The organism is Bradyrhizobium betae (assembly GCF_004123905.1).
GTDB classification, from domain to species: Bacteria; Pseudomonadota; Alphaproteobacteria; order Rhizobiales; family Xanthobacteraceae; genus Bradyrhizobium; species Bradyrhizobium betae_A.
In genome coordinates this window covers 290,501-306,643 of sequence record NZ_MZXW01000013.1, presented here as the reverse complement: position 1 = coordinate 306,643, position 16,143 = coordinate 290,501, and the positions used below count along the sequence as shown (strand labels likewise).

General features: G+C 64.4%; 26 protein-coding genes. 13 read left to right on the top strand and 13 right to left on the bottom strand.

Features of this window, described 5'->3' with window-relative positions; all coding sequences use genetic code 11:
- Positions 1-6: 6 nt before the first annotated feature.
- Positions 7-612, bottom strand: coding sequence for a hypothetical protein (locus B5V03_RS07505; protein ID WP_164987847.1), 606 nt, complete (start codon positions 610-612; stop codon positions 7-9).
- 163 nt (positions 613-775) lie between these two features.
- On the opposite strand from B5V03_RS07505, the gene B5V03_RS07500 reads away from it, so the two are divergent.
- On the top strand, positions 776-1,333 hold the full coding sequence (locus B5V03_RS07500) for an SET domain-containing protein (protein ID WP_129268671.1): 558 nt from the start codon (positions 776-778) through the stop codon (positions 1,331-1,333).
- Between the two features lie 75 nt (positions 1,334-1,408).
- On the opposite strand, the gene B5V03_RS07495 is transcribed toward B5V03_RS07500, so the two are convergent.
- Both B5V03_RS07495 and B5V03_RS07490 read right to left on the bottom strand, forming a co-directional pair.
- The gene (locus B5V03_RS07495; protein WP_129268669.1) at positions 1,409-1,807 is read right to left on the bottom strand and encodes a hypothetical protein; all 399 of its coding nucleotides are present in this window, start codon (positions 1,805-1,807) and stop codon (positions 1,409-1,411) included.
- A 37-nt stretch (positions 1,808-1,844) separates the two neighbouring features.
- Positions 1,845-2,075 carry a hypothetical protein gene (locus tag B5V03_RS07490; protein WP_206736125.1) on the bottom strand — a complete coding sequence of 77 codons (231 nt, stop codon included), beginning with the start codon at positions 2,073-2,075 and terminating at the stop codon, positions 1,845-1,847.
- A 101-nt stretch (positions 2,076-2,176) separates the two neighbouring features.
- On the opposite strand from B5V03_RS07490, the gene B5V03_RS07485 reads away from it, so the two are divergent.
- From B5V03_RS07485 to B5V03_RS07475, 3 genes are all read left to right on the top strand, one after another.
- Positions 2,177-2,998, top strand: a complete 822-nt coding sequence (locus B5V03_RS07485; protein WP_129268665.1) for a helix-turn-helix domain-containing protein — start codon at positions 2,177-2,179, stop codon at positions 2,996-2,998.
- An 88-nt stretch (positions 2,999-3,086) separates the two neighbouring features.
- The gene (locus B5V03_RS07480; protein WP_129268663.1) at positions 3,087-3,638 is read left to right on the top strand and encodes a hypothetical protein; all 552 of its coding nucleotides are present in this window, start codon (positions 3,087-3,089) and stop codon (positions 3,636-3,638) included.
- An 87-nt stretch (positions 3,639-3,725) separates the two neighbouring features.
- The gene (locus B5V03_RS07475) at positions 3,726-4,391 is read left to right on the top strand and encodes a DsbA family oxidoreductase (RefSeq protein WP_129268661.1); all 666 of its coding nucleotides are present in this window, start codon (positions 3,726-3,728) and stop codon (positions 4,389-4,391) included.
- A gap of 7 nt (positions 4,392-4,398) precedes the next feature.
- Here the strand turns inward: B5V03_RS07475 and B5V03_RS07470 are convergent, their stop codons facing one another.
- Positions 4,399-5,568: a GNAT family N-acetyltransferase gene (locus B5V03_RS07470; protein ID WP_129268659.1), complete on the bottom strand. Its 1,170-nt coding sequence runs from the start codon at positions 5,566-5,568 to the stop codon at positions 4,399-4,401.
- A gap of 170 nt (positions 5,569-5,738) precedes the next feature.
- Here B5V03_RS07470 and B5V03_RS07465 point away from each other — a divergent pair, with 170 nt between their 5' ends.
- Both B5V03_RS07465 and B5V03_RS07460 read left to right on the top strand, forming a co-directional pair.
- Positions 5,739-6,167 (top strand): YeeE/YedE family protein, encoded by a 429-nt coding sequence (locus tag B5V03_RS07465; protein WP_129268657.1) that lies wholly within the window; start codon positions 5,739-5,741, stop codon positions 6,165-6,167.
- 22 nt (positions 6,168-6,189) lie between these two features.
- Entirely contained in the window at positions 6,190-6,657 is a 468-nt protein-coding gene (locus B5V03_RS07460) for a DUF6691 family protein (protein ID WP_129268803.1), read from the top strand.
- A gap of 57 nt (positions 6,658-6,714) precedes the next feature.
- On the opposite strand, the gene B5V03_RS07455 is transcribed toward B5V03_RS07460, so the two are convergent.
- From B5V03_RS07455 to B5V03_RS07440, 4 genes are all read right to left on the bottom strand, one after another.
- Positions 6,715-7,041 carry a hypothetical protein gene (locus B5V03_RS07455; protein WP_129268655.1) on the bottom strand — a complete coding sequence of 109 codons (327 nt, stop codon included), beginning with the start codon at positions 7,039-7,041 and terminating at the stop codon, positions 6,715-6,717.
- 116 nt (positions 7,042-7,157) lie between these two features.
- On the bottom strand, positions 7,158-7,628 hold the full coding sequence (locus tag B5V03_RS07450; protein WP_129268653.1) for a PaaI family thioesterase: 471 nt from the start codon (positions 7,626-7,628) through the stop codon (positions 7,158-7,160).
- A gap of 17 nt (positions 7,629-7,645) precedes the next feature.
- Positions 7,646-8,227 (bottom strand): bifunctional transcriptional activator/DNA repair enzyme AdaA, encoded by a 582-nt coding sequence (locus B5V03_RS07445; protein ID WP_129268651.1) that lies wholly within the window; start codon positions 8,225-8,227, stop codon positions 7,646-7,648.
- A 70-nt stretch (positions 8,228-8,297) separates the two neighbouring features.
- Positions 8,298-8,702 carry a hypothetical protein gene (locus B5V03_RS07440; RefSeq protein WP_164987846.1) on the bottom strand — a complete coding sequence of 135 codons (405 nt, stop codon included), beginning with the start codon at positions 8,700-8,702 and terminating at the stop codon, positions 8,298-8,300.
- Positions 8,703-8,853: 151 nt separating this feature from the next.
- Here B5V03_RS07440 and B5V03_RS07435 point away from each other — a divergent pair, with 151 nt between their 5' ends.
- Positions 8,854-9,084 (top strand): hypothetical protein, encoded by a 231-nt coding sequence (locus B5V03_RS07435; RefSeq protein WP_129268647.1) that lies wholly within the window; start codon positions 8,854-8,856, stop codon positions 9,082-9,084.
- Between the two features lie 40 nt (positions 9,085-9,124).
- The gene (locus B5V03_RS07430; protein WP_245502182.1) at positions 9,125-11,134 is read left to right on the top strand and encodes a pyrroloquinoline quinone-dependent dehydrogenase; all 2,010 of its coding nucleotides are present in this window, start codon (positions 9,125-9,127) and stop codon (positions 11,132-11,134) included.
- Positions 11,135-11,178: 44 nt separating this feature from the next.
- Here the strand turns inward: B5V03_RS07430 and B5V03_RS07425 are convergent, their stop codons facing one another.
- Entirely contained in the window at positions 11,179-11,421 is a 243-nt protein-coding gene (locus tag B5V03_RS07425; protein ID WP_164987845.1) for a PilZ domain-containing protein, read from the bottom strand.
- A gap of 185 nt (positions 11,422-11,606) precedes the next feature.
- On the opposite strand from B5V03_RS07425, the gene B5V03_RS07420 reads away from it, so the two are divergent.
- Positions 11,607-11,900: an HdeA family protein gene (locus B5V03_RS07420; RefSeq protein ID WP_164987844.1), complete on the top strand. Its 294-nt coding sequence runs from the start codon at positions 11,607-11,609 to the stop codon at positions 11,898-11,900.
- A 118-nt stretch (positions 11,901-12,018) separates the two neighbouring features.
- Here B5V03_RS07420 and B5V03_RS07415 read toward each other — a convergent pair whose 3' ends face one another.
- Entirely contained in the window at positions 12,019-12,483 is a 465-nt protein-coding gene (locus tag B5V03_RS07415) for a PaaI family thioesterase (RefSeq protein ID WP_129268641.1), read from the bottom strand.
- Between the two features lie 379 nt (positions 12,484-12,862).
- Between B5V03_RS07415 and B5V03_RS07405 the strand changes: the two genes are divergently transcribed.
- Both B5V03_RS07405 and B5V03_RS07400 read left to right on the top strand, forming a co-directional pair.
- Positions 12,863-13,159: a hypothetical protein gene (locus B5V03_RS07405; protein WP_129268639.1), complete on the top strand. Its 297-nt coding sequence runs from the start codon at positions 12,863-12,865 to the stop codon at positions 13,157-13,159.
- 104 nt (positions 13,160-13,263) lie between these two features.
- Complete coding sequence (locus B5V03_RS07400) at positions 13,264-13,518, top strand: hypothetical protein (RefSeq protein WP_129268637.1); 255 nt, start codon at positions 13,264-13,266, stop codon at positions 13,516-13,518.
- Positions 13,519-13,569: 51 nt separating this feature from the next.
- On the opposite strand, the gene B5V03_RS07395 is transcribed toward B5V03_RS07400, so the two are convergent.
- On the bottom strand, positions 13,570-13,758 hold the full coding sequence (locus B5V03_RS07395) for a hypothetical protein (RefSeq protein ID WP_129268635.1): 189 nt from the start codon (positions 13,756-13,758) through the stop codon (positions 13,570-13,572).
- A 252-nt stretch (positions 13,759-14,010) separates the two neighbouring features.
- On the opposite strand from B5V03_RS07395, the gene B5V03_RS07390 reads away from it, so the two are divergent.
- Together B5V03_RS07390 and B5V03_RS07385 are read left to right on the top strand one after the other, a co-directional pair.
- Complete coding sequence (locus tag B5V03_RS07390) at positions 14,011-14,409, top strand: hypothetical protein (RefSeq protein ID WP_129268633.1); 399 nt, start codon at positions 14,011-14,013, stop codon at positions 14,407-14,409.
- Positions 14,410-14,504: 95 nt separating this feature from the next.
- Positions 14,505-14,744, top strand: coding sequence for a DUF2798 domain-containing protein (locus B5V03_RS07385; RefSeq protein ID WP_129268631.1), 240 nt, complete (start codon positions 14,505-14,507; stop codon positions 14,742-14,744).
- 744 nt (positions 14,745-15,488) lie between these two features.
- Here the strand turns inward: B5V03_RS07385 and B5V03_RS07380 are convergent.
- Positions 15,489-15,656, bottom strand: a complete 168-nt coding sequence (locus B5V03_RS07380) for a hypothetical protein (RefSeq protein WP_164987842.1) — start codon at positions 15,654-15,656, stop codon at positions 15,489-15,491.
- 154 nt (positions 15,657-15,810) lie between these two features.
- The gene (locus B5V03_RS07375; protein WP_129268627.1) at positions 15,811-16,011 is read right to left on the bottom strand and encodes a hypothetical protein; all 201 of its coding nucleotides are present in this window, start codon (positions 16,009-16,011) and stop codon (positions 15,811-15,813) included.
- Between the last annotated feature and the right edge of the window lie 132 nt (positions 16,012-16,143).

Sequence of the window (16,143 nt, the reverse complement as noted above, 5' to 3'; positions counted from 1 at the left end):
ATAGGCCTAGCGCATCGTTGCGAGTTCGACGGCACGGCCGCGCGTGCCGATGATCTTCACTTCGTCTTTGCCGCAAGCAAAGCCACGGGCAAAATCGTCCGCGGCCTTGCGGGCGAGTTCATTGGCGTTCGGGTTGGCGACGGCATCGACATAGGCGACATGGCAAACCGGCCCCGGCGGCAGCCGGGTTACGACCAGCATGGCCTTGGTGTTCGGTCGCCCCTGCTTGTCGAGATCGGTGCCGTCGGCGATGTGCCAGCGCTGGATGATCGCAAAGGGTTTTCCGCCCGCGGCGCGCCATTCGACGGTGTTCTCCGATGAATTGAACGGACCGAACCAGACCTGTGCCGCCGGCTCCTCGGCTGCCACCTTGCGGTTGCGGCCGACCGAGACGATTTCGCGAAGATCGTCCTCGGCGACGAGCACCATCAGGCCGTCCTTGCCCGGACAGATTCGCGCCGTGCTGCCGTCGAGCTCGCTGGGCTTGCCGATCTGGCGGCAGTCCTTCGGCGCTGTCGAGGTGTAGGTGCTGCCCAGCGATTGGGCGTCGGCATTGCCAGCATTCGAGCAGGCAAGCAGCACGGCCAGGCAAACGAACGCAATACGCTTCATGATAACACCCTGATGCAGCGGGAACTCCGTACCATCAGACGTCTTCATTGTGGGCAAGGTTCAAACAAAGGCGGGATAGACCTGACAGCGGCGCGGAATCGTTCTAGAAGAGCGGCTTCGCTTGAGGCATTGGGCCTCGTTCGCGTCCTCATGTCTCTCGATCATGCCAGCCATCGCATCCAGCAAATCCTATCGTGTCGGCCGTTCCAAGACCGGACTTGGCCTCTTCGCCACCATGCCGATCAAGAAGGGCACTCGGATCATCCGTTACTACGGACCGATCCTGGATTCGCGGATTCCCGCGCATGACGCCATCGAGAATAAATATCTGTTCGAGCTCAATAACCGCTGGACCATCGACGGATCGGTGCGCAAGAACCTCGCGCGCTACATCAATCATTCCTGCCGGCCCAACGCGGAATCGGACGTCCGCCCGCGCGAGCGCAAGGTCTTCATCCGCGCCATCAAGAACATCGAGCCGGGCGACGAGATCAACTACGACTACGGCACCGACTATTTCAAAGCCTATCTGAAGCCGATCGGCTGCAAATGCCCGTCCTGCGAAGCCAAGCGCAAGAAGCAGCGTGCCGAAGCCCGCGCCGAGCGTGCCAAGGTGAAGGCGCGCACCGAGCGCAAGGCCAAGGCGGGCACCAAGGGTGCCAAAAAGAAGAAGCTCAATGGCCACGCGTTCAGCAAGGCGAACGGCCGCGCGCGGGCGTAGCGGGCGCCTCTAGCGCCGCCGTCATGCCCCGGCTTTGACCGGGGCATGCAGTACACCGCGGTAAAGTGACGTAACTCACGCCGTCACTGCACGCCCGCTCTTGCGCAATCCCATATATTGCAGCTCCGCGAACACGCCGGTCGCGATCGCTTGCGCCACGACCATGAGCTCGCCGCTGATGTTCGGCGAGACCGCGCCGGAGAGCAGCAGCGCGATGCTGCCGACCGTCCACGCGGCATTGCCGACCACAACCAGCAGCACCAGCGGCTTCGGCACAGAGGGGCGCGAGGCAAGCCAGCCAACTAGCGCAGTGTAGGCGATCAGGAACAGGCCGGTCTCGCGCAGCAGCGCGTCTGGCAGGTTGAACAGAGCCGCGAACGCGCTGGCGCCGAAGGTGAAGCCTATCGCGGCGACGCCGCTGAAGATCGCGTCGGCGAGCAGGGCGCGGCGCAGGAAGGTGGATGCGTCGATCATCGTGGTCTCCATGGTTGGGTTGGGCTTGGGGTGGAGTTCATTGCAGTCCGCGCCACCAGGCACGGAGCAGGCGGGCGAGGCGGAACGGGCAGAGGCTCCTGCCGACGCTGTGCTCGAAGGCGGTGACGTGCGCGACAACATAATCGCCGGTCGAATGCACCAGCGGTTCCGGCATGTTGAGGCTGCGCGCCAGCATCCGGGTTGCGAACGCGATGGCCCAGGGTGCGATGTGGTCTGCGACGGACCGGTAGAGCAGCAGCGCGATCATGGTCATCTCCTGTTGCGACCGACGATGCGCCGGGGCGGGGGCCAATTCGATTACCTTGCGGGTAATGGAAGGGCTGAAATCTGCATGCTAGGTTTTCGACCATGAACGCACACGCATCCACGGCACAGGCCGAACGCAGCCAGCCGGTCCATATCGGCGACCATTTGCGCGAATGGCGGCAGCGCCGCCGCATGAGCCAGCTCGATCTGGCGGGCGAGGCCGAGATCTCCGCCCGGCATCTGAGCTTCGTCGAGACCGGCCGCGCCGCGCCCTCGCGCGACATGGTGCTGCGGCTTGCCGAGCGTCTCGACGTGCCCCTGCGCGAACGCAACGTGCTGCTGGTCGCCGCCGGCTACGCGCCGGCTTTCCCGCAGCGCCCGCTGGAGGATCCCGCCTTGAAATCAGCCCGCCAGGCGATCGACCTCGTCCTCAAGGCGCACGAGCCCAATCCGGCGCTGGCCTACGACCGGCACTGGAACCTGGTCTCCGCCAATCGCATGGTGGCGCCGCTGCTCGACGGCATCCCGCAGCGGCTGCTCGGCCAGCCCTTCAACGTGCTCAGACTCGCCTTCCATCCCGAGGCGCTGGCGCCGCGCACCGTCAATCTCGCGGAATGGTGCGGGCATCTGCTGGAGCGGCTGCACCGGCAATGCGAGGCCACGGCCGATCCCGAACTGATCAAGCTCTACAACGATCTGAAGAGCTACCCCATTCCGGCGCGCTCAGCGCCGCTGTCGAGCGACAATGTCGCGATCCCCTTCAAGCTGCGGCATGACGGGGGGATACTGAGTTTCTTCTCCACCACCATGGTGTTCGGCACGCCCGTGGACATCACCCTGTCGGAGCTGGCGCTGGAGACGTTTTTTCCGGCCGACGAGCGCACAGCCGAATGGCTGAAGCAGACGGCGGCGGAGTTGGGGTAGCTGTCCCGTGCGTATCTCGCCGCCGCTCCGTGTGCAGTCGCCCGAATCTCTGGCCGGTCGGCGAAGCTGAGGCTAGGCTCCCCGAACCATGCCAAATCCTTCCGACGCCGTGACAAGCTACCTCCTCGCCAAGGATGGCAATCGTCCGTTCCTGATGAAGAGGGCGTTCGCTGAAGACGCCGAGCTGGACATGGTCGTGAAGACCGATGCCATCAGCTTTCCAAGTTCGGCAAAGGGCATCGCGGCGATCGAAGACATCCTGGTGCGCCGGTTCGGAGCGGACTACGAGAATGTGTTCACCTTTTGCCTGGCAGAAGCCCCCGCTGCCGCATCCGTGAATTTTTCCTGCCATTGGCTGGTCGGAATGTCCGTCAAGGCCAATGGCCAGCTGCGCGTCGGTTGCGGTCGTTACGATTGGCGCTTCGGCAGCCAAGGCCGCGTCGAGAAGCTCGTCATCACGATCGACCTCATGAAGGTGCTTCCGCCTGATACGGTCCCCGTCAGCATGGACTGGCTGTCCGCGCTGCCCTATCCCTGGTGCAGCCCGGAGCGGGCCTTGCGGCACGCGCCTGCGTTCGAGCAGCTCTCCGACATCAAGGCCTATCTGACGCAGGCCGGCCCGATTGCGCCGACGCCCTAACGGGCATGTCTAGCCCGGCGGCGCGGCTTGTTTTGCGAACCGTTGGGCTTATCTTGGGTCAATCCGCACCGCCCGAAGGAGGCGCTCATGAGCACGCTGAAACCGCTCCAGATCGACGTCGTCTCCGACGTGGTGTGTCCCTGGTGCTATATTGGCAAGCATCGCATCGAAAGCGCGCTGGCGCTGGTGCCCGACGTTCCCGTCAAGCTGAATTTTCGCCCCTTCTTCCTCAATCCCTGGGTGCCGCGCGAGGGCATCAGCCGCGAGGCCTATCTCACCCAGAAGTTCGGCTCGGTCGAAGCCTATAAGGGCATTGCGGGGCGCGTCGTCGCGGCCGCGGGCGAGGAGGGCCTCGTCTACAAGCCGGAGCTGGTGGCGCGCCAGCCCAACACGACCGACTGCCATCGGCTGATCCTCTGGGCCGAGGCGATCGGCAAGGCGCCCGAGATGAAGCAGCGCCTGATGGAGCTGTATTTCCGCGACGGTGGCGATCTCACCGATGTGAACGTGCTGGTGCAGGCGGCAGCTGACATCGGCCTCGATGCCGACGACGTGCGCAAGCGCCTCGCCACCGACGAGGACGTCGCGCGGGTTTCGGCGGACGCGCAGGAGGCCGCCGAGAAGGGCATCTCGGGCGTGCCGACCTACGTGTTCGCGCAGAAATACGCGGTCTCCGGCGCGCAGGATCCGAACATGCTCGCACGCGCCATTCGTGAGGTCTCGGCCGAGATCAACGCACAGGCGGCGGAATAGCTTTCGCTCATTTGCGGAAGCGGTGCACTACACGTCGCGCGGCTTCGCGCGCGACGTTGAGGCCGACCAGCGCCGCGTGAATCAACGCTACAACCGGATCGTTCCGCCGCAGCGGAATCAGCACGTCGCCGATGGCAAAGCGTCCGCGCCAGATCGGGTTGATCATGGGGTGGTCAGCGCTCGCCGTGGAATCCGCGCTCGCAATGGCGGGGTCGGCGCAGAGGTGACGGGTGAGGTCGAGCGTGAGCTGCGCACCCGGCGAATATTTCGCAAAGCTTTCGTCGATGCCGAGCTTGAAGAAGAACGCGCGGTCCTGATGGCGCAGCACGATGCCGGCCGCGACTGGTGTCGTGCCGGCACGAAGCGTGATGATCTCGCACTGCGCCGTGTCTGCCAGTGCCGGAACGGCGCGGCGGATGAAGGTCGAGTCGCCCGCATGCTGGATCAATGCGGTGCCGCGCTTGCCCTTCCAGCCGCTGGCTTCGAGTTGCAAGAATGTTTCGAGCGCCGGCCTGATCTCGTCGGGCTTGCGTGCGATTTCGAACACGACGGGGCCGTGATCTTCGAGCCGATGGCGCTGGCGGCGCAACTCCTTGAGCTTCTTGGTGCCGAGCGCATCGCGCAGCATCGTCTCGCCATCCTGCGTCGCATCGAGGCTGGCGCGGATGTAGGACGAAAGCACGCGGGGCTTCAGGCCGTCGCGATTGAGAACCTGCTTGAGCGAATTCATCGCGGCGCCGTCGAGCGAGACGTCGTTCAGCACCAGCGCATGCGCGCCGGCCTTGCGCGCCTGTTGCAACAGGTGCGTGGCCGCCTCGGTCTGGGCGTCGCGGTCGATCAGCGGGCTGCACAGCGTGCCATAGGGATGCGCGCTGACCAGTGCGGGCAGGGGGATATTCAGGGCGCGCCAAAGCGGGATCACGGGCATCAACCCGATCAGCCGCTTCGACGATCCGTCGCATGCGGGCAGCGCCGAGGCATCGGTGCGGCCGCGCGCGGTGGCGCTGACGGCGAGCTCCCAGCCGGGCAGGTAATATCCGTTCGGCTCGACCGCCCGCTGCGCGAGTGCGCGCCATTGGCCGGGGTCGATGGATGTGAGCGGAACGAGCGCGCGCGCCATCGCAGCATCCTTTGCAGATGTCGGATTGATCGCTGCCTGATGCGCGATGTCGACCACGTCCCGCGTCCCCCTTCAGAAGGCCATGATTAGCGCAAAGATTGGAAAATACCGTTGGGACGCCGCTTCAATTCGAGTGGTAATATTAACGTTTCATTGAACATGCGGGCGGCAGGCGGCCGGACGCCTCGGTGGATACGCAAGAATGGCTCTCGACCCGGAGGATCACGATGATCGCCACACCTTTCACGCCGACGACTTCGCTCCTCGGCGGGGCGCTGATAGGGCTGTCTGCCGTGCTCCTGATGTGGGCGACGGGGCGGATCGCCGGTGTCAGCGGCATCGCGGCGCGGCTGTTTCCGCCCTACGAGGACCGTCAATTCGCCGGCCGGCTCGCCTTCGTCGCAGGCCTCATCGCCGCGCCGCTGTTGGTCCGCCTGGTCACCGGAAGCTTGCCGGCGCAAACGATCGCCGCGGCAACACCGGTGCTGATCGTTGCCGGATTGCTCACAGGCTTCGGTGCGGTGTGGGGCAGCGGCTGCACCTCCGGCCATGGCGTCTGTGGACTGTCGCGGCTGTCGGTGCGCTCGCTGGTCGCGACCATCACCTTCATGGCGGCTGGCGTCGTAACCGTGTTCGTGATGCGGCACTGGAGCTGAGCCGATGGCAATCCTCGTTCAAATGGCAATCCTCGTTCAATTCGCGATCGGCCTGATCTTCGGAATCGGTCTCATCGTCTCCGGGATGTCGAACCCGGCCAAGGTGCTGAATTTTCTGGACGTTGGCGGCATTCCGGCAGGGACGTGGGACGCCAGCCTTGCGTTTGTCATGGCCGGCGCGATCGCAGTGACCTTCATCGGCTTCAGCCGCGTCCTGAAACTCGCGCGGCCGTTCTTCGCCGAACGCTTCTACGTCCCGACGCGAACGGACATCGATCCCAGGATTATCGTTGGTCCCGCCATCTTCGGCGTCGGCTGGGGATTGGCCGGCTTCTGTCCCGGCCCGGCGCTGACCGCGCTTGGATTCGGCTCGGTCTCGGCTTTCATCTTCGTCGCGGCGATGTGCGCCGGCATGGTGCTCGCGCGTTTCATCGCGAATCTTCCATCGTCGGCGCGCGTCATCACGCCTGCTGATCCACTGGAGAGCTGATATGGACAGGACCGGGCGAGTTGCCTCGCCCGGTCCCGCCCATCATCGTTTCGTCAATTACCAGCGGTCGCCGACACCGACGCCGACGCTGACGCCGGGCGCGCGAATACCAACGCCGCCGCGCGGACCATCGTCCCAGTCGCGATAGGTACGGCGCTCATAGTAGCGGTCGCGCGGCATCGAATTATAGGAGTCGCGCACGATCACGCGCGCGCCGCCGCGCGTGCGATAGCAATTGCCGGCGTCATCGCAGACGAGCCGGACCTGCTGAATGAGCTCAGGGTTGGTGTATTCGCTGGTCGTGTAGACATCGGCGGCCTTTGCGCCGCTCGCCGCAGCGAGGGCCCCGATGCCAGCCAGTAGCGCAATCGTCAAATTCTTCATCCTGTCCTCCTCCAAAACTGCCCTCGGCGGTACAAGAAGGGGAGGCTGGGATCGTTCCGGCGAATTTACAGGTTTTTCCCGGAACCGCCCGCTTGCAGCGGCTTGTTCCTCTCGTCTCAGGTCGGGAAGATGAGGCACGTCGTCGTGCCATGGGCCAGCAATCGGCCCTTGGCATCTGTCACGCGTCCGTCGGCCGTTCCAATGCGACGGCCGCAATTCAGGACGTTGCCCTCAGCCGTGATCGGGCCCGTCTCCGGCGTGATCGGCCGCACCAGCGAGATCTTGAACTCGAGCGTGGTCTGGCTGATTCCTTTGTCGAGCGTGGATTGGATCGCCAACCCCATACAGCTGTCGAGCAAGGTGGCCGTGAGACCGCCATGCACGGTGCCTGCCGGATTGAGATGAGCGCCGGTGGGCACGAGCGCGACGACGACGCGGCCTTTCTCCGCCTCCACGACGTCATAGCCGAGGGTCTGCGCGATCGTGTTGAGGGGGAGTGTTCGTGCAGCGAGGCCCTGAACGAATTCGAGCCCACTCATCTGGTTGCGATGTTCGGCGTCAACTGTTCCGTAGATCCTGGTGGTCATTGATGTCCTCGTTGTGCTCAGCGGTCCGCGAACCTGCGCTCGCTGCTCCTCTTTCGGAATGCCGAAGGCGGACGACCGTAGAGTTGCGCGAACGCCGTGCTCATACGTCGCACACTTGAAAAGCCGGAACGTTCTGCCACGGCCGCGATCGGAAGATCGCTGGCATCGAGCAGGCGCTTGGCGCGCTGGACGCGCAGCGACAACGCGACTTGCAGCGGGGATGCATCGAGATGCCGGGCGAACAAGCGTGTCAGATGACGTGGACCGACTCCGAGCCGTTCGGCCAGTCGATCCACGCTGCTGCGATCCAGCCCTCCCGCTTCGATCAAGGCGAGCGCACGCTCGACCGTTGTCCGCGTGCCTTTCCATGCGGGACAGAACGGGGCGGTTTCTGGACGACATCTGAGGCAGGGGCGGAAGCCGGCCTGCTCGGCAGCGGCGGCGCTTCGATAGAATGCAACGTTGCGCGCGAGCGGCGTTTTTGCTGGACAGACAGGGCGGCAGTAAATTCCGGTCGTCTTGACCGCGACGAACACGACGCCGTCCATTGCTGCGTCACGGCGGCGAAGGGCTTCGTATCGTGCGTCGAACTCTGGCATGGCCTCGCTATAGTGGCCGGACCTTCGCGGCGCGAGTCCGGTCCGATGACCACGTCTGAAAACGACCGAGCTAGATCGGCTCGTAAGTCTCGGTGCCGCAGATGTCGTCGGCCTCCGCGCGACGGCGATCGACGACCTTTCCGCCGTTGATGGTCACGATATAGGTCTGGGGGCCGAGCGAAGAGCCGGTTGCCGAGGTAAGCTGCGCGCGGACGCAGGCCGTCCAGCCCGGTCCGCGCACCTCGCGATGCGGCGAGGCGACGTGCACCTCGCGGGGATAGGACGTGTTGAGGAAGACGATATCGATCTGCTCGCGCACCACGCGCTTGACGTCGGGGGGCTGCTCGGGCGGCGGCTGCTCGGCCTCCTTGATGCGCATGAACTCGGGCACCGGCGCCCGGCTGTCGGCGAAGCCGCAGGCCCCGAGCGCGAGCGCGCCGGCCAGCAGCGCCATATGGGCAATAATCCGCAACATCTGTGAAGGCCCCCGCGGGCCAACAGATAGGCACGAATGCGATCCGGCGAAGTCCGGGCCGATCAAGATTTGCTGAGCGCCTGGAACCACCGGGATTTGCTAATACGGGATTGCAGGCTAGTTTGTACCCCAGACGAGGGGGATTGCACCAATGAGGATTTTGGTCATAGCGGCGGCGGTGCTGGCGCTGGCGGGCGGCTCGGCTCAGGCGCAGATGGGCGCCGGCAGTAAGCGCCAGGGCAATGCGCCGAAGGCCGACAACACCCCCAAGATCGACGAAAAGGCCTACAAGGCTGCGCTCGAGCGCATTCCCGAGCCCAAGGAGAAGTACGATCCGTGGAGCGGAGCGCGTCCGAGCGAGCCTCTCAAGAAGCCCAAATGACGTGAGGCGGGCGTGGCGGACAGGCCTGGATGTTCCGGCCGTGCTCGTTGCGCTCCTGTTGGTTGCAGTACGGCCGTGCTTCGCCTGGGACAGTTGGGGCGGCGATGCCGGCGGTTCGCGCTTCTCGCCGTTGCAACAGATCACGCCCGACAATGTCGGTCAGATCGTCCGCGCCTTCGAATATCACACTGGCGATCTCACCGCGCGTTCGCCCGAAGTGATGCGGCGAACCAAATTTCAGGCGACGCCGCTGTTCGTCGAAGACAGCCTGATCTTCTGCTCGCCCTTCAACGAGGTGATCGCACTCGATCCCGGCACGGGCGCGCAGAAATGGCGCTACGATCCGAAGATCGCAACCAATCAGCGTCCCGCCAATCGCTATGTCTGCCGCGGTGTCACGTACTGGGTCGATGACAAGGCGCCGCAGGATGCTGCCTGCCGCTCGCGGATCTTCATGGGCACCAACGATGTCCGCCTGATTGCGCTCGATGCCAAGACGGGACGCCCCTGCGCCGGTTTCGGCAATGGCGGCGAGGTCAGGCCCGATATCGGCATGAAGCTGGATTGGCCCGGCGAATTCCAGATCACCTCGCCACCGGCGGTCGGCCGCGGTGTTGTCGTGGTCGGCTCCGCGATCGGCGACAATAGGCGCGTCGATGGGCCGAGCGGCATAGTGCGCGCGTTCGACGCGCGCACCGGTCGAGCGCGCTGGACTTTCGAGCCGCTCAAGCGCGACGGCATCGAGGCCGGTCACGCCAATGTCTGGGCGCCGATGTCGGTCGACGAGGCGCGAGGGCTCGTTTTCCTGCCGACGTCCTCTCCGTCGCCGGATTTCTGGGGCGGCAAGCGGCCGGGCAACAACGAGCATGCTAATTCGGTGGTCGCGCTGCGCATCGAGACCGGCGAACTCGTATGGGCCTTCCAGACCGTGCATCACGACGTCTGGGATTACGATCTGCCTGCGCAGCCGACGCTCACGCGCATCGACACCGGAGACCGTCTACGCGACGTCGTGATCCAGCCGACCAAGCAGGGCTTTGTGTTCGTGCTCGATCGCGACACCGGGAAACCGGTGTGGCCGGTGGAAGAGCGCGCGGTGCCGCAGGGCGGCGCCGAAGGCGAACAACTGTCACCGACACAGCCGTTCCCGACGCATGTGCCGGCGCTGACGTCGCAGAAAATCTCGACCGACGATGCGCGCTCGCTGCTGCCGGGCTTGCGCCGCTCATCCTGCGGGCGGCAGTTCGCGGAGGCGCGCAACGAGGGCCTGTTCACGCCGCCTTCGGTGCAGGGTACATTGGAGTTTCCCTTCACCGGCGGCGGCGTGAACTGGGGCAGCGCGGCGTTCGACTCGACCAATCAGATCCTCTACGCCAACACCGGCCGCGCCGTTCATCTCATCAAGCTGATCCCGCGTGCGGAAGCTGCCGGATTCAATCCGCCGCCCGGTCATGATTTCGGCCAGCAGACAGGCGCGCCGTTCGCGATGTCGCGCGCGGTGCTGATGTCGCCGCTCGGCTTTCTCTGCAACAAGCCGCCATGGGGCGAGATGGTCGCGGTCGATCTAAAGGCCGGCAAGATTCTCTGGCGTTCGACGGTCGGCACCACCGAGGATCTGGCGCCGCTCGGCCTGCCGCTGCCCTGGGGCGCGCCGCTCGTCAACGGGCTCGCGGTGACCGCGGGCGGTCTGGTCTTCACCGGCGCGATGGATGCCTATTTGCGCGCCTTCGATGCGCGCAGCGGAAGAGAGCTGTGGCAGGGGCGACTGCCGGTGCCAGGCGTCGCCAATCCCATGACCTATCTCTGGAAGGGCGAGCAATATGTCGCGATCGGCGCCGGCGGCCACTCCGAGGCAGGCACCTCGATCGGCGACAGCGTCGTTGCGTTCCGTCTCGCGCGGCCCGGCGAGGAGCCGTCGCTATGGTCACGCACGATCGATCGTCCGGGCGGACGATTTTTTGCGGCATCCGCGGCGATCGCACTCGCGATCATCGTGCTCGTGATCGCGGGCCTGCGCTGGCGTCGAAGTCGTCGTATCGAACGATCATAACGCCGTATCGCGCGCGATGCGAACAGACATTCACACGTCATGGACTACTGTACGAAAGCTAATCCGATGCGCCTGTCGCTGCGCCAAACGGCGCGGCAATTCCGCACAAAATTGTCGCGCGCGATCGAGAGCGTGAATGATTGCGGCAATGTGACGGGAGCATCGAGGTCGATTGCAGCGCCGCTTTCCGATATGTTTCGTACCGTGCACGCGATTCCGCTATTTTCAAAGGTGATCGTTCCACCCTTGAAAACACGGTACCGCTGCGCTGCGCGCTTCTCGATCATCGGCATTAATCCATAACGATGATTGTGAAGTAGTGCATAGAAATTACGTTGAAATAAACTCAATACTGGCGCTACTTGCACTGCGCTTCAGACTTCGTTTACGACGTTGAAGCGGCGAGTTACGTCCCGCCGACTTGTCCCACAAGCCTTTTCCTTTATGGCGTTTCGCGCCGATGGAGATTCCGATGAAGACCACGCTTTCGATTCTGTTCGCCGCAGCGCTCTCGCTGTCGTCGATGCCCGCCCACGCCGTCAAGTGGGACCTCTCGACCATGACCTGCAAGCAGTTCCTCGAGAGCGGCGAGGACAACATCGCGGTCGTGCTGACCTGGATGGACGGCTGGTACAAGGGCGACGAGGACAACGCGATCATCGACACCGAAGTGTTCATCGATAACGCCAAGAAGTTCGGCGCCTATTGCGGAAAGAATCCGACCGTCAGCGTCGTCACCGCGGCCGACGAAATTCTCGGCAAGTAATCCGCGCAACTTCTGACGCGCGATAGCAATCGCGCCTCAGCATGTTGGCTTGATGCGACGTCATCGAGAGCCGCGGTGCGCCTTGCGCTCCCGCGGCTCTCTGCTGTTCGGACGATGCTCAGCCCGGCAGCATCGCGAATGCGCTCGACACCATCGCCACCTGCTTGTTGTCGGACGCCGAGAGCAGCGTGACGCGGCCGAAGCTCATGGTGCGCCCGAGCCGCACCACGCGGGCGTCGGCCAGCACATCCGAGGAGGAGACCGCGCGCATGAAATGCGTGGTCTGGTCGACCGTGGTCATCGGACGGTAGCCGCGGTTAGCGGCGAGGTTCGCGATCACCATCGCGGTGTCGGCGAGCGCCATCAGCGCCTGGCCGCAGACCACGCCGCCGTTGCGGCACAGCCGCTCCGAGAACGGCATGCGCAGCAGCGCCCCCGGCTGCCAGTCCGGCGCATCCGCGGGCTGGACGTGCTCGATGCGCTCGACCGCGAGGTTAAGATCCTGGACCCAGGGCGCAAAGACCTCGCCGAGGATGCGTCTGGCATCGATGATGCCGAACTCGGCTTCTGGCTGCGATGGCATTGCTGTCATTCCCTCCTTTGTTGCCGGATGTTTCGGCCATTCTGCGCGGATCGACGCGGCAAAGTCACCCGGCCTGGAGCCGCTCCGGTCGGCTTGAAAATGCCTGACTTGGCCCGGTATGATGCCATGCTTGGGAGCGGGTGGACGATGTTGCGTCGGTGTGTCCTCATGTTTTGGCTGGTGGCGCTCGGCCTGGTGCTGAACGGGTGCACCCGATGCGGCCCGATCTGGGACGACTGGCTGCACGCCCCGAAATCGTGCAGATCGGACCGGCTCTAGCGCGGCATTCGGCCCTGGACGGGCCGTTGGCAGGCAAGCCGTTGACAGGAATGACGGGGCGCGGTTGATCCGCCCCTTGTGGATGATCAAGGAGTGAATGATGAAGCTTTTCCGTATGGCGGCGGTGCTGCTGGCCGTGCTGGCGGGACCGGCCTACGCGCAAATGCCCAATCTCAATTTGCTGCAGGAAGGCCCGGGCAAGACCCCCGAGGAGAAGGCCGCCGATGCCGAGCGCGACAAGGCCTACAAGGAAACGCTGAAGAAGATTCCCGACGCCAAGGCGTCCAACGACCCCTGGGGCGGCATGCGCTCCGATCCGGCGCCGAAGCAGGCCGCGCCGAAGGCATCGACTGCCTCCAGCGTGCCGAAGAAGAAGTCCGGCGCGACCGCGAATTGATTGTATCTAGCCCGATCGGAGGCGGCTGATGCCTCCGGCCGGGACTCCTCTTGCCCAGCCCGCGCCCTACATTGTCGGCAGTCGTTGCGTAGAGGAGGCAGGTCATGGCCGATCGTCCGCGGGATCTTGCCGAGCGGATGGCGCGCCGGCGCAAGATCGGCGGCAAGCCGGCGATGCGCACCGGCGATGGCTATCTGCGCGAGACCTTCACCCTGCCGCGCGCGGCGGCGCGGGCGAGGGCGGAGGCCTTCTTCGCCCGCTATCCCAAGGCTGGCTATATGAGCGCGGTCGAGACCTGGCGCGAGCTGCCGGGCGGCGACATCGAATTTACCATGCGGCGGCTGCCCAGCGCGGATTAGCCGCCCGCAGCTGGCCGAGCGTCTCGGCGACGATGCGGAACACGGCCGGTCTCAGGCCGTCTTGCGCCCGATGGCCTTCAGTTCCCGATCGATGCGCAGCTGCACCCGCCGGATCGCCAGGAGATCGATCTTGGTCTCGGTCTTGCCGCTCTTGACCTGCTCACCAATGCGGAACTGCCACTGCCAGATTCCAGGAATTGCCGTCTTGGCGACGGTGAACTCAACGCCCCTGTGATTCATGGTCACCTCCCCACGATTCACCCTCGATCACAGGAACATGTTGGGCGTCATAATATTCCCGGGACAAGCAAAATCTGCTGATAAGCCTTGGATAGTTCACGGAAATCTGGAAAACGCGCGCGCTCCGAAACAAATGAAATCGGTTTCCGAAAGATGCGGGCGCGGAACCCTCAGGCCTTGCGCGGAGGCGACCGGGAGTGGCTCGAGGAACTCTGTTCATGGTCGGAGAACCACGGGGCGTTTGATCGTCCCGTGCGGCTGCCTGGCGCGTTCCGCGGCACTCTGCACGGCGCGGCCCTTCAAAACGACTGGGCGAGTTGTACTCTTTTCCACTTTTGCGTGCGCTCCATCTATGCTCTTCTCGCGTCGAAGACGCGGGACGTCGCGGAAGAGGAAGGCGTGATCTGGTTGAGACATCTTGTGTTGCGCTGGGGTGCACGGAATTTCTCGTTGGTCTGTCCGCGTTGCCGGCACCCCGCGTCATCGCCGACGTTCAAGCGCGGACGGTACATGCTCGGCGACGAGACGCTCGTCTGCGAAGAGTGCGGCGAGTCCAGTCTCGTCACCTTCTGGCGCTTCGAAGGATTGTCGTGCCACGCCGATCGCCCGGACGCGATGCCGCGTGCGCCGCTGCCGAACTCGCGGCGCTGATCGAGCGCCCGCGGCTCCCGACTCAACTCCATCTCGATGCATGTGACGGCATGTGCCTTGCTTGACCCGACCACGGCAAGCAACACGGGACCATCATGCTCGGCATTCCCCGCCGCTACAGTCATTTCGTTTTCGGTGTGATCCAGTCCGGACTGACCTCGCTGATCGCGGCGGGAATCGCCAGCTTTCCCGCTGATGGTGCGATGCTGTTCGTGCGGCACTGGATGGTGTCGTGGCTGATCGCATGGGCTGCGATGCTGCCCGTGGTGCTGCTGGCGGCGCCCGCGATTCGCGCCTTCTCGGTGCGGCTGACGCGGGAGGAGCGGGGCTCGTGAGGCGGCCGGCAGGCATGAAAAAACCCCGCTTGGGGAGAGCCAAGCGGGGAAAGGTTATTGGAGGCTGAGGTGCTGGGCTGCAACACCATAGCCAGACGACCCTAGCGGGCCGAGCTTACGACAGCCTGACAAGCCGGCAGATCCGATTCAAGCCCGCGCGCCGATGCCCGCAAAACAGAAAACCCCGCTCGGGGAGAGCGGGGTCGTCGGCTGGGTATGGAGGTCCGGTGTTGGTCCACCGGACAACGCGACATTAGAAGAGCAGGCTGACAGGCGCCTGACGGCCGCGCCGAAAGCTCAAGCCCGCGAGGCCGCAGACTGGCCCCGCACACGTCCCAATTTGGCCATCCGATCGCACAACTGGAGCCACACCGCTCGGCGAGATTCCATGCCGTCAGGTGCTGCCATGGGGGAAACGTGGCGCGCCGACAGCGGGGTGGCATCATGGATAAGGTCGAGCGGTCATTCGCCGCCGCGACGGCGGCTGGCTTTGTGGTGTTGGTGATAGGGATAGCGCTACTGGCGCTGCTGTAGGGCGGCACCCCGAGGGGGGCGCCAGGAAAACGCCGGCGCGCCTGCCAAAAACGGGAAAACAACCCCATGCATAGTAGGCCGCTGCGCGATTTCGCTGCGGGATCAACGGCCTATAAGTAGTATCTGGATACCTTGATGCCGCGTAACGACGGCACAGGAGCCGTCCGCCGTACCGCCGTAGCCCTCGATCCGCCCGAAGCCGATCCCGATCTAATGAACCTTGATCGCGTCCAGCGGCAAATGGAGCTCGGCGGCACGCTCCTGACGATCCTTCTTGCGGAATTCGTTCTCCTTCCGCTCGAACTTGATCATCTCCTCATGCGCCGCTTCGAGCAGATGATTGCGCCTGATGGCATCATGCTGCGCGTTTTCCGTCATGGCCGAGATCCCCATTGTTGCGCTCGAACCCGATAAAAGTCCGCAGGCCGCGGAAAGTTCAATGCCGCGGGATTGCGGAATTATGACGGCATCCTCGCCGCACGTCCTTGATGCAGGTCAGCTTCACGCAACAAGCACACCGTTCGGGCCGCGATTATTTCGGCGGTTGAAGCCCGGGAGACTTGGCCCAGTCGTGCAGATGACTGGCCACGTCGGCCTGGCGGACCTTCTTGAGCAGGGCGTCCCGCTCGGGACCGGGGGCAAGTTTTGAAGCCTGCTCCTGGACCTGCTTCACCCATGCCGAAAGTCGATCCTGAAGGGTCAGCTGTTGCTTGAAACGCCGCCGTTTGAGCATGGCGCACTCCTTTCCATCCGGGGACAGCGGGAGCGCGACCGGCGTTCTCATCACCGATAGCAGCCGCGGTCCGTGCGATGATGGCCCATTAGGCGCCCGACGGATGGATCCGGTCTGTCCATTTGTGCACAC

What these genes read in the sequence shown, in the direction of transcription:
- B5V03_RS07505 (WP_164987847.1), bottom strand. Translation starts at nt 612, where the DNA reads ATGAAGCGTATTGCGTTCGTTTGCCTGGCCGTGCTGCTTGCCTGCTCG.
- B5V03_RS07500 (WP_129268671.1), top strand. Translation starts at nt 776, where the DNA reads ATGCCAGCCATCGCATCCAGCAAATCCTATCGTGTCGGCCGTTCCAAG.
- B5V03_RS07495 (WP_129268669.1), bottom strand. Translation starts at nt 1,807, where the DNA reads ATGATCGACGCATCCACCTTCCTGCGCCGCGCCCTGCTCGCCGACGCG.
- B5V03_RS07490 (WP_206736125.1), bottom strand. Translation starts at nt 2,075, where the DNA reads ATGATCGCGCTGCTGCTCTACCGGTCCGTCGCAGACCACATCGCACCC.
- B5V03_RS07485 (WP_129268665.1), top strand. Translation starts at nt 2,177, where the DNA reads ATGAACGCACACGCATCCACGGCACAGGCCGAACGCAGCCAGCCGGTC.
- B5V03_RS07480 (WP_129268663.1), top strand. Translation starts at nt 3,087, where the DNA reads ATGCCAAATCCTTCCGACGCCGTGACAAGCTACCTCCTCGCCAAGGAT.
- B5V03_RS07475 (WP_129268661.1), top strand. Translation starts at nt 3,726, where the DNA reads ATGAGCACGCTGAAACCGCTCCAGATCGACGTCGTCTCCGACGTGGTG.
- B5V03_RS07465 (WP_129268657.1), top strand. Translation starts at nt 5,739, where the DNA reads ATGATCGCCACACCTTTCACGCCGACGACTTCGCTCCTCGGCGGGGCG.
- B5V03_RS07460 (WP_129268803.1), top strand. Translation starts at nt 6,190, where the DNA reads ATGGCAATCCTCGTTCAATTCGCGATCGGCCTGATCTTCGGAATCGGT.
- B5V03_RS07455 (WP_129268655.1), bottom strand. Translation starts at nt 7,041, where the DNA reads ATGAAGAATTTGACGATTGCGCTACTGGCTGGCATCGGGGCCCTCGCT.
- B5V03_RS07450 (WP_129268653.1), bottom strand. Translation starts at nt 7,628, where the DNA reads ATGACCACCAGGATCTACGGAACAGTTGACGCCGAACATCGCAACCAG.
- B5V03_RS07445 (WP_129268651.1), bottom strand. Translation starts at nt 8,227, where the DNA reads ATGCCAGAGTTCGACGCACGATACGAAGCCCTTCGCCGCCGTGACGCA.
- B5V03_RS07440 (WP_164987846.1), bottom strand. Translation starts at nt 8,702, where the DNA reads ATGTTGCGGATTATTGCCCATATGGCGCTGCTGGCCGGCGCGCTCGCG.
- B5V03_RS07435 (WP_129268647.1), top strand. Translation starts at nt 8,854, where the DNA reads ATGAGGATTTTGGTCATAGCGGCGGCGGTGCTGGCGCTGGCGGGCGGC.
- B5V03_RS07425 (WP_164987845.1), bottom strand. Translation starts at nt 11,421, where the DNA reads ATGATCGAGAAGCGCGCAGCGCAGCGGTACCGTGTTTTCAAGGGTGGA.
- B5V03_RS07420 (WP_164987844.1), top strand. Translation starts at nt 11,607, where the DNA reads ATGAAGACCACGCTTTCGATTCTGTTCGCCGCAGCGCTCTCGCTGTCG.
- B5V03_RS07415 (WP_129268641.1), bottom strand. Translation starts at nt 12,483, where the DNA reads ATGCCATCGCAGCCAGAAGCCGAGTTCGGCATCATCGATGCCAGACGC.
- B5V03_RS07405 (WP_129268639.1), top strand. Translation starts at nt 12,863, where the DNA reads ATGAAGCTTTTCCGTATGGCGGCGGTGCTGCTGGCCGTGCTGGCGGGA.
- B5V03_RS07400 (WP_129268637.1), top strand. Translation starts at nt 13,264, where the DNA reads ATGGCCGATCGTCCGCGGGATCTTGCCGAGCGGATGGCGCGCCGGCGC.
- B5V03_RS07395 (WP_129268635.1), bottom strand. Translation starts at nt 13,758, where the DNA reads ATGAATCACAGGGGCGTTGAGTTCACCGTCGCCAAGACGGCAATTCCT.
- B5V03_RS07385 (WP_129268631.1), top strand. Translation starts at nt 14,505, where the DNA reads ATGCTCGGCATTCCCCGCCGCTACAGTCATTTCGTTTTCGGTGTGATC.
- B5V03_RS07380 (WP_164987842.1), bottom strand. Translation starts at nt 15,656, where the DNA reads ATGACGGAAAACGCGCAGCATGATGCCATCAGGCGCAATCATCTGCTC.
- B5V03_RS07375 (WP_129268627.1), bottom strand. Translation starts at nt 16,011, where the DNA reads ATGCTCAAACGGCGGCGTTTCAAGCAACAGCTGACCCTTCAGGATCGA.